Genomic DNA, 10,154 nt, shown 5'->3' on the forward strand with positions numbered 1-10,154 from the left:
AGCTTCTAGTGAAACTGAAGACTTTGATTATATCTTTTTTTACAACAAAGACTTGTTCGAAAAACTATTTGAAGAATATCAAAATTATAAACAAGAATAATAAAGTTTTAATTCTGAAAAATATGTAGTATTTTTGTTACCTGAAATTGTTATCATCACAACTTTCCGAAAAATTGGTCTTTTTCGGAAAGTTGTATCAATAAAATTGCGTATGTCCTTGAGGCTCTAGGGTTTTTAGCGATAAGTTACTTGCGAAGATATCTGAAAAACGCTCAGAATTGTCATGTCAGCATCAAAAATGCGCATTTTCTGTATGAAAAAACGTAAATCGAAGTCAGTTATACAAAAATGACGTAGAGTTCTGCAAGTCTTACGCTTACAAATTGTTTAAGCAACTAAAATATAACCCCCACTTTCTAATTCCGAGAATACATTTGAAATAAAAAAGAATGCTGACAAATCAACATTCTTTTTTGGTTTTGTTTTAAGAAAAATAGATATTTTGTCTGTTTAGCTACCAAAATGCTACCAATAGACTTTTTTATTTCTATCGTCTTTAATACTTTATATTCCGTTCGACAAACTGGAATTTGATTATTTGGAAAATGTATTCATTAGTTCTCCGAAATAACTTGCCTTTCCTGTTGAAAAGTAGTTGTACCATGCTTCTATGGTTTCAGAAGAATATATTTCTAACTTTTCAAAGATATATTTTGCCCAAAGCAACGAACCAGCGGAACTTGCTGTTATTAAATTATCATCAGCTACAGCAGCGACATCTTTATAATATTGCTCTCCATTATAATTCGATGACATACCTGTTAAGAAAAACAAAGCATTACTTGTATGGTATTGTGTGTCTAATATTCCCACATTTGCAAGTCCCAAAGTTGCTCCGCAAATCGCTGCAACCAATACCCCTTTTTCTATTAAGCTTTTGGCTACTTCAAGAATAGCTGTCTGTTCTGTACTGCCCCAAGTATCTGCACCAATCAGCAACAATGCCGCTGCTTGATTTTCATCTAATTCATCTAATGTAATATCGGGAATCAAAGTCATACCACCAGCAGTTTTTATAGGCTTCCTAGAAGTAGCTACGGTACATAATTCATATTCTTGTTTTGGCAACATTTTTTGTAGTGTTAATCCTTGTAAAAAGTAGCCATTCTCCCAGTCTGCCATCGTATCTAGTAAATACATATAGATTTTCTTCATTTCTTACTTGTCTCCTTTAAAAATATTTTTATTGAATAATTGAAAGGCTTTTTCTGTAATGAAAAATAATATACCATATTTTTCTAAACCTTTTAGAACATATATTTAATATGGCTATCTCCTCGTCAAATTCAAATCTAGTGAATTATATATTCCTCTATTTTGTAGCTATATTCTTTTAGAAGTCCCCGTGAATAAATTTTTTTATTTTTTGAATCTCTAACTTCTTTCCAAAGGATAGCCGCAACTTTTAACTTGTTGGAGTAATGATTGCTAAATTCATCTGCACAAAAGTCTTTTAGAAATTGATTCCATTGGCAGGCTGAATTATCATACTTGGCGTAGTCTGACTCTCTATAGTATATTTTAATCATATCTTGGATTGTAAAATTTATGTTGTTGTCCCGTTTTACTTTTCGCCAAGCTGTTGCCATATCAGCATTAAATTTAAACGGATTAACACCTGTTACAGCTGAAAAATAATCACGAAATTTCTGATTAAAGGAAAACCCACATTCAAGTAATGATGTATTTAGGGTTATTATTTCGGTTTGATTTTTGTTTCTTTTCCTCAAAAATTTTTCTACTCTATTTCCCTTAAAATATTGTTCTATAATATGATTTAATTCTTTTTTTGTACATCTGTATTCTAATCCAAGGTGCTTACAAATTTGTGAAAGCTCTTCTCGATACCAGTAGTATCTGTTAAATTCTTCAAATGATTTTATATCTCTAAAATCAGGTCTATTTTCTTCCAAATGCTCACCTCTACAACTCCAAGTTTATCTTATTATACTACATATAACCATGCCACATAAAGGTATAACAGAAAATATTACAATCTTGTAATTACTGTAAGTTCCTCGCACTATATTAATCTTTCTTGTTAGCAAGAAAATTTTCTAAAAAAATAATAATTTCTTGTTTGTCTTCTTCAGTTAGTTCATACTCTCTTAATAAACTAACGATTTCTTCTAGCCCATCATCGCGACCTTTTAAAATTTCAAAAGATGTACCAAAAATTTCAGCTAGCTTTTCTACTGTTTCATCTTTTGGATTTCTTCCCCCGTTTTCCCACCTAGCGTACTGGGCTTGAGCTACACCTAGTTTTTCAGCAACTTCTAATTGAGTAAGTCCTGCATCTAGTCGGGCTTTTTATATTGTCTTTTACTCTTATAGAGCAAGATCCATTGTCATTTTTTTGAAAATAAACGTTGCCACCAGCTTTGTTTTGTTTCTAAAAGTAATGTTTCATTTTTGATAGTCAGTGCTCCAATAAGCTGGAGTTGATTGTTATTAGTCTCTAACATTTCAGCAATTTGTTTATCTTTTTGCTCAATTTGAGAAACATAAAAGTTACGTTCAGTCTCAAAATCAGCACGAATTTGCTCAATTTGCTCCTGCAATACAGTTTCTATACGATTGCTAGCATCATCTACATTGCTAGCATCTGTATAGCTCTCTTCTACAATACAGCGATCGACTATGTATTGTGTAATTGTTTTGTTCTCATTTTTAGCTAGTTCTACAAGTTTCTCCTTTTGTTCTTTTGAAACTCTCACACTGATTTGAACGCTCATTTTTTCTCCTAGCTGTTTTTATTTGCTACACAAATATAGCACTATGTATAGATACATTGTAGCACATTCTATACAATTCTACACACATAATTTCATGAAAATGCTTAAATAAGCAGCAAAAAAAGCAGTTTAATGCTGCTTTTAAAAATTGATTATTGTTTTCCTTCCTTCCCTTGTTTATCTGACCATAGATTCATAGCAGCTTCAAACTCTGGGCTGATTTTTACATCATCAGGGTTAGGCAAAGGCTCGTATGAAGGGCCATAGGTATCATCATGTAGCTTCCTAGCATCTGCTAATGAAGTTACATGATTATCTGACCATTCCTGCAATGTTGTCACAATATAATTAAGTGAGCTAGCTCCATTCTGAAGATACAAATTGTAAGCATACTCAAGTAATTGCTCCCTACATTCTTCAGAGAACTTTAGAATTGCTGCTACAATAGACTCTTTTACAGAATTGGTTACATTTGGAAACTTATTAAAAAAATCTGTGTATTGCTCTAATAACTCTACATTTTCTTTCTGATTTTCAATCAAATTCTGATCAGATTTAAACGTATCTCTGATTTTTTTAGCTTTAGCGATTGCTTTGCTTGCTTGTTCTCTATCAAGCAGTTGAGGATCTTTAAGTTGACTCAATAAGACAACATCTTCTTTACTTGTAAGATTTAACTTGCTTAGCTGAACATAAAAATCATGCATAAGACTAATCTGTTTCTCAGTTGAAGGTAATTTAACTTTCTCTTGTGACCAATAAAGATTAATTCCAACAATACGTCTGCTTTCTTTAATGGGTTCCATTTTTACATCTAGATCAGTATCTTTATTAATGCTCACAATCGCTGGAATTAAATGTTTAGTTTTAATAGCATTAAATCGTTCCATACTCTTTCCATTAGCTTTAAAAAGTCCTCTTAATTCTTCTAAACTGAGGCTGAGTTTTTTCTTATCTTGAGCAGTTGCAATTAATAAATGCTCGTACAAACTTTGGCCCCTTGAGTTAAGTTTTGAGAAAGTAGCAAGATTATAAATTAATGGATTATCCTCTTTCGAACGTAAAAGATCAATGATAGGAGTTAAACGTTCCTTACCAATCGGGGTAGAATTGAAAGTAAGATGATACATCCCTCGATTATATGAATAGTCACTAAAAATCAAAATTCCTTTAGCTTTCCCATTCTGAGGATTTGAAACCATTTCTTCATCCATCATCAAAAGACTATTTTCGGCAATTGTTTTTAAATCTTTTAAAATTCTTCTAGTATCATATTTTTGATAATTTTGATTATTTAAAAACTTCCTCAAATCGGTTAATGAAAACTCTGATTCAGCAAAATCATCTTCAATATTTGCATTAAGTAATGCAAATGAGAATAGTACATTTTGAGAAGAATTCATCTTATTGGCAAGATTAGTGATCAATAAACTCCGACTCTTAGCAAGTTCTGATCTTTCTATATTTGATAACTTCCAGACTTCCTCGTTATCATTATGTATCTGTTTTACTTCTTTAGCAGTTGTTTTTTCTGACATTTGTGCCCTCATTTTATTGTTAAATATATTATAGCACTTTTTTTCGCTAAAAACAACCATTCTTAATTTCGGTGTGACATAGTTGCGTTTTTCTTATATAATGTTTTTAATAGCGAAATGACGAACACAAAAATTAAACCCCGCATTTTCGTTTACTTTACCCCGCATTTTCGTTTACTTTACCCCGCATTTTCGTTTACTTTACCCCGCATTTTCGTTTACTTTACCCCGCATTTTCGTTTACTTTAATAAATAGAATCCCTCTGTTATAGGGTTTTTAGCCCCTTAAATCCCTTCCTACTATTACTATTACTATTACATACTGAGGAGGAGAAAAGAATAAAGGTTCCCCTAATTTATCTAACGATCTAAATCAAAATCTTGCCACAAACCTCCTTCAATTTCAGCTTCTTGACGTTCATAGATTTTATCTGAGATCTCATTTTTTTCCTCTTCAGATAAATATCTTTCAAACTCTGATTTAAATCTTTTATAAGTGTCAGCTTCTTCCTTAGCTTTAAAATAATTAGACCAAGCATTTCGATTCTCTTTTTCCAATTGAGCTTTCTCTTTTTGGAATTCTGCTTTCATTTCTTTGATTACGTTTTTTAAAGATAAAATTGTAGAATGTAACTTTTTAATGAACCCTATTTGAAGAATAGACTCTTTAAAATCGTTCAACAAATTCGATAATGGACTATAGTTCGCCTTCATGGCTATTCTATCAAACTCATCTTCAGGAACAATCACAACACGTTCACGGTTATTAAATAGCCCTCGCTCTTTGATTTCAAATTGACTTTTATCTACTTCAGTTTCACTGATCATTTTAAGACGTAACATAGCATTGATAGTTTCATCTTCTAATTTTGCTTTATCCAACTCTTCGGACATGTTTGCGACTTCATTTTTCAAATGCTGCAGTTCCTTCTCTTCTTGCTGCTTCTGTAATTCGATTTGTCGCATAGTTTCTTTATATTCTCGCATATCCTTAATATCGTTCGTTTGACCTAACTTGCGTTCGATATTAACGTTTTTCATAAAGTATTGAATCCTATCAATTTCATGATCACGAAATTGTTTAAGTTGGCCACGTCCTTTTTCTTTAAATCCTTCCTGGAGAAGAGCTTTTGAAAAAGATGGTTGTTTCGAAAGACCATTTTTATACCCATCAGCAATAGGAACAACGTTAAAATGAGCATGAGGGGCTCCATCTTCGTCTAAATGGACAACTGCATTATAGATGACTAAATGATCGTGGCGTTCATTAAAATCTCTTACGTAGCTTGCTAGGGCCTCTCCTACCTCTCTTTTTTTATTGAAATCCATCTTTTCCCAGTCGGATTTATTACCTACTGAGACTACAAATTCACGTTGCAGATCCAATGTCTTTGATTTTTTAACGTGTTTGTAGTAGTCTTCAATTTTTCTATCCTTCCTCCGTTGTTTTGAATTATAAGTATTTAAAGCATCGTCAAATTCATCGTGATAGACTTCTCTTATGTCACGTTTAATAATCGTTATATTTTCGTGGGACAATGCACGATTTATATGCCTGTGTTCATTACTCTTAAATTCTTCTTCGCTCAGATCTCTGTTATTATGACGTATATTTGTCATGCCAGTTTTTGTTTTAAAAGAAATGGTCATTTGATTCATTAGTTTATTTCCTCTCTTACTATTGTGATAGTAGTATGCCACAAAAAGCAAAAGATAATAAAAATTTTTGAAAATTTCCGTTAAAAACGTGATTAACAAATTTATTTGAGCATTTGTTTTTAAAAAAGATGGTCTTATATAGTGACCATCTTTTTAGAATTTATAGAACACTATACAAGCCCATCTTTTCAGAATTTATGGATTACTATATAAGTCCATCTTTTCAAAATTTATGGATTACTATATAAGTCCACGTTTTTAGAATTTATGGAGCATTATATAAGTCCATCTTTTTAGAATTCATGGATTACTATATAAGCCCATTTTTTTAGAATTTATGGAACACTATAAAATCCATCTTTTCAGAAATCATGGACTACTATATAAGTCCATGATTTTTAAATCTATGGATTTCTATATAGTTTCAGCAGATTAAAGAGAAATATTTAGCCCAAAATGTTGGGCTACGGCGTGGGGCTATCGCTATTCCACGCCAACTATTGTCGATATGTAATCAGTTGAAAATAAAAATATCTTTCTCGGATCAAGCAGAGTTTCTGTTACTCTTTGTCAAAGAGTAACGTTTTTGTAGTTTTGACATTGCTGCGCAACGTACAAAACTAAAACGCTCTGCCGAGGGCTCAAGAGGGGGGAACTCTGGTACACATTTGCTCCATAGTTTGGACTATACTCCACTCCTAAATAAAAACAGCAATTTCAAATAAGATTGTTTAGATGGAAATAATGGAGTGTTAAAAAAAGAAAAAACAATCGGATATTGATTGTTTGAGAATACAGAAAAAAGCTGAGAAATTCATCTCAACTTTCGTTGTTATAGTCAAAGCGAATGACTTGCTCCGTTGCGTCTACATACGCGTGGACTCCAAAAGGAACAATCGCTCTTGGTGCGGCATGGCCAACATTCAGATTATAGATAATCGGGATATTGTTGTCAATGATATTCAATAGTGCCTCTTTATAGTCGTCATAGAAGGTTTCATCCATAGGTTTTCCGACCAAGAGTCCACTAATGACTTCAAATATCCCAGTTTCTTTTAAAGCCTGCAACATTTTTTTAAAATCATCAGGTTCAGGCTTTTCTTGACTTGTTTCTAGCAATAGAATCTTTCCTTCCCAGTCGGATAAGTCAGGGAAAAGTTTGTATTTTTGGCAGAGGTCTGTGCTATCTGCGTGTAGAGAGTTGTCAAAAATATCATAGAGAGACTCAAGACAACCACCGAGGATTTCTCCCTCAAACTGAGCATTGCCTTGTAACAAGTCAAAACCTGTATTTGCATGGCTGACACGAGGTGTTCCCAAGGCTTCGGGACTAAAATCAGTCCGTTCCTCATACCAAACGTTACTAGGGCGGATTTCTGAAATTCTACCAGTCTCTATCAATTCTTTGAAGTAGTGGAGGCTATATGGCAACATTTCTTTGTCTAATTCACAAATGTCTGCTAAAAAGGATTGCCCATAAAAAGTCTTGATTCCTAGTTTATGCAACATGAGATGGTTCATGGTCGTATCCGAGAAACCGAGAAAAATCTTTGGTTTGATAACCTTTTGTAGTTGGTCATTTTCAAAAAGATAAGGTAGCAAGCGATAGGTATCGTTTCCACCAATGGCGCATAGGATCATGTCGATGCTATCATCAGAAAAGGCCTGAATCAAATCTTCTGCACGAGCTTCAGGATGTTCTTTGATAAAATCTAAGCCTTTTAGCGAATGAGGTAGAAAGATAGGATTGAGTCCGAGGTCCTTGAGACGTTGAATACCCAAGTCCACTTCGTGCTTGACAAAGTCTTCACCCATAGTCCCACTAGATAAACTTATAATACCAATAGTAGAAGCCATATATTATCCTCCTAGAAAAAATTGATGCTATTGTATCACAAAAGATGAGGGAAAACAACAAGAATTAGAGTTAGAAGAAGACTTTTAGATCAAGAAAGTAAGCAAAAAGCAACCGCTCGATGTGCTTACTTCACTTCATCTACAGTCAAGTATAGATTGTTTAAATAGGATTCTAAATAATCAAGATCCATATCCAGTGATTGATAGGAATGAAGTTTTTTAGGGAAAGAAAGATTTTCAATAATAAAAATAGAGACTTAATTTGAAGTCTCTATTTTTTTATTTTCTACAAATATCATCTATGGTTCTTGGATAGAGTATCCCTAACTCCTTATCTTCTTTTGGGGCTACCATTTGATAGTCAAGATAGAATGTCAAATGATTTCTAGGATCATTCTTATATTTCTCAAACTCTGACTTGTAATCATAGTCTGCATTCTTCAAATAAAACGCAAGTGATTTATAATATGGGTAAGAATGATTAAATTTTTCTAGATACTCCCAAATCTTTTTAATATTTATATTTTCAGCCCGAATAAAGGCATCAAGAATTTCAGAAACACCTCCACTATACCCAGGTCTTACCATAGCATCAATTAGCGTTCTCTCAATATTTGTGGTTTTGATAGGCTTTGAAAAGCCAATGAGGTCCTTAGTTATAACGCCTGTATTATGAGTGTTTTTTGAATTTAGAACGTGTACTTTATAAGATGTGCCGTCATAACTAAAAGAGTAAATCATATTGGTACGTCGCATTTTTTTTGAGAATGCATAGTCAATCCGTCCCTGAGATAGATTATTTCCGTCTCCTGAATAAGAACTTTTTGGGAATTGTTCTTTGTTAATATAGATATCTTTAGGGGCATTAATAGTCAAGTCATGGATATACATAGCACTGTAATGAGATAAAAAAGAATTAGATAGTAACGACAAAGCAATTTCGTAAGGAGAAACGTAGGTATAAGATGCTACATAACGATTTATATAATCACCTTTATATTCATTCATGATTTTTATGGATTTAAAAAGCTCGAGCTTATCAACGACAATCTCGATAAATTTATTCAATGTAGCCTTTGACTTAAGTTTCCCTGTGTTTTTACCTTCCTCGAACTCCTCTTTAAATTTTTTAATAATTGATATTATAGACGTTCTGTTTAAAATATTTCCAAAATTCATTTGGGCTTCTAATACAATTTCGTCAGAATATTTTATAAAACCATAGATGTCTTTTTTTATATCATATTTTTTTAAAATCTTTTCAATTTCATAATCTGTAAGTGCCATCTAAGCAAACTCCTGAGTTATTTTTTTATAAATAATATTTTCTATAAGGTATGGTATATATACCATACCTTAACTTAATTTTTAATTTATAACCTTAAGCTATGGTATATATACCATAGCTTAATTATACAATAAAAAAATTTAAAAACAAGAGGATTTCCATATATTGTCTATTCGATAATGATATAATTAGAGTAGAATACAGTATTTTATAGGGGATACTTATGACGCCAGATGAAATTAGAAATACCATTTTAAAAGCAATTTACTCAGATAGTGACCTGAAGGAAAATTTAGTTCTAAAAGGTGGCAATGCTTTAAAACTTTATAACATAACTGATCGCTCATCTCAGGATTTAGATTTTTCAATCAAAGAATCTATAAGATATGAAAAAGAGAACGAAGGGAAAAAATTACAAGATTTAATTTCAGATGCCTTTCAGCAAGTTGGTTTTTTAGTTGTTGGATTTGAGTTCATTGAAAAGCCTAAAAAAAGGAAAGAAGACTTGCCTCCATTTTGGGGAGGATATAAGATTTCTTTTGCGATAGTCGATACAGAAAAGTATCAAGATAAAATAGAGCTACAGGACCCTGATAAAATGAAGGAGCTAAGTAAATACGGAGAAAATTTAGAAAACAATAGTAAAAAGATAGAAATAGATTTGAGCTATGATGAGTATGTTGCTGATAAAAAAAGTTATGATTTAGAAGGGACAACTATTTATTTATATAGTCCACTAATGCTTGTCTATGAGAAAATAAGAGCATCCTGTCAGCAGCTCGAAGATTACAAGTTAGTCGGTAATAAAACACGTGCTCGAGATCTATACGATATCTATAAAATATTAACAAATCCGAAACAAGCTAATTTACGTGAAGCTGTACTTGATCAAGACAATTTTTATATATTAGAAAATATTTTTAAAGCGAAAGATGTCCCCCTTGAACTCATGTTAAAATTAGATAGTAAAGAGTCAGATTTAGCTGAAGATTATAAAACAAAAGTTATCCCTCAAAT

Annotated in this window: 8 protein-coding genes and 1 pseudogene; 1 reads left to right on the plus strand and 8 read right to left on the minus strand. The window is 32.3% G+C overall.

The window, feature by feature from the left end:
• Positions 1-594: 594 nt before the first annotated feature.
• From HMPREF9423_RS11590 to HMPREF9423_RS11625, 8 genes and pseudogenes are all read right to left on the minus strand, one after another.
• Positions 595-1,215, minus strand: coding sequence for a DJ-1/PfpI family protein (locus HMPREF9423_RS11590; RefSeq protein ID WP_006149547.1), 621 nt, complete (start codon positions 1,213-1,215; stop codon positions 595-597).
• Between the two features lie 137 nt (positions 1,216-1,352).
• Positions 1,353-1,973, minus strand: coding sequence for an SAP domain-containing protein (locus HMPREF9423_RS11595; RefSeq protein WP_006149548.1), 621 nt, complete (start codon positions 1,971-1,973; stop codon positions 1,353-1,355).
• A gap of 115 nt (positions 1,974-2,088) precedes the next feature.
• Positions 2,089-2,392, minus strand: a pseudogene (locus HMPREF9423_RS12185) (helix-turn-helix transcriptional regulator).
• A 16-nt stretch (positions 2,393-2,408) separates the two neighbouring features.
• Positions 2,409-2,795, minus strand: a complete 387-nt coding sequence (locus HMPREF9423_RS11605; RefSeq protein WP_006149549.1) for a hypothetical protein — start codon at positions 2,793-2,795, stop codon at positions 2,409-2,411.
• Positions 2,796-2,947: 152 nt separating this feature from the next.
• Positions 2,948-4,333: a DnaD domain protein gene (locus HMPREF9423_RS11610; RefSeq protein ID WP_025170229.1), complete on the minus strand. Its 1,386-nt coding sequence runs from the start codon at positions 4,331-4,333 to the stop codon at positions 2,948-2,950.
• Positions 4,334-4,693: 360 nt separating this feature from the next.
• Positions 4,694-5,992 carry a plasmid recombination protein gene (locus tag HMPREF9423_RS11615; protein ID WP_006149551.1) on the minus strand — a complete coding sequence of 433 codons (1,299 nt, stop codon included), beginning with the start codon at positions 5,990-5,992 and terminating at the stop codon, positions 4,694-4,696.
• 819 nt (positions 5,993-6,811) lie between these two features.
• Positions 6,812-7,849: a S66 family peptidase gene (locus HMPREF9423_RS11620; RefSeq protein ID WP_006149552.1), complete on the minus strand. Its 1,038-nt coding sequence runs from the start codon at positions 7,847-7,849 to the stop codon at positions 6,812-6,814.
• 279 nt (positions 7,850-8,128) lie between these two features.
• Positions 8,129-9,136, minus strand: coding sequence for a type IV toxin-antitoxin system AbiEi family antitoxin domain-containing protein (locus tag HMPREF9423_RS11625; RefSeq protein WP_006149553.1), 1,008 nt, complete (start codon positions 9,134-9,136; stop codon positions 8,129-8,131).
• A gap of 224 nt (positions 9,137-9,360) precedes the next feature.
• Here HMPREF9423_RS11625 and HMPREF9423_RS11630 point away from each other — a divergent pair.
• A partial coding sequence (locus HMPREF9423_RS11630) for a nucleotidyl transferase AbiEii/AbiGii toxin family protein (protein WP_006149554.1) occupies positions 9,361-10,154 on the plus strand: 794 nt, incomplete at its 3' end.

It is taken from the genome of Streptococcus infantis ATCC 700779 (genome assembly GCF_000187465.1).
Lineage (GTDB): Bacteria > Bacillota > Bacilli > Lactobacillales > Streptococcaceae > Streptococcus > Streptococcus infantis.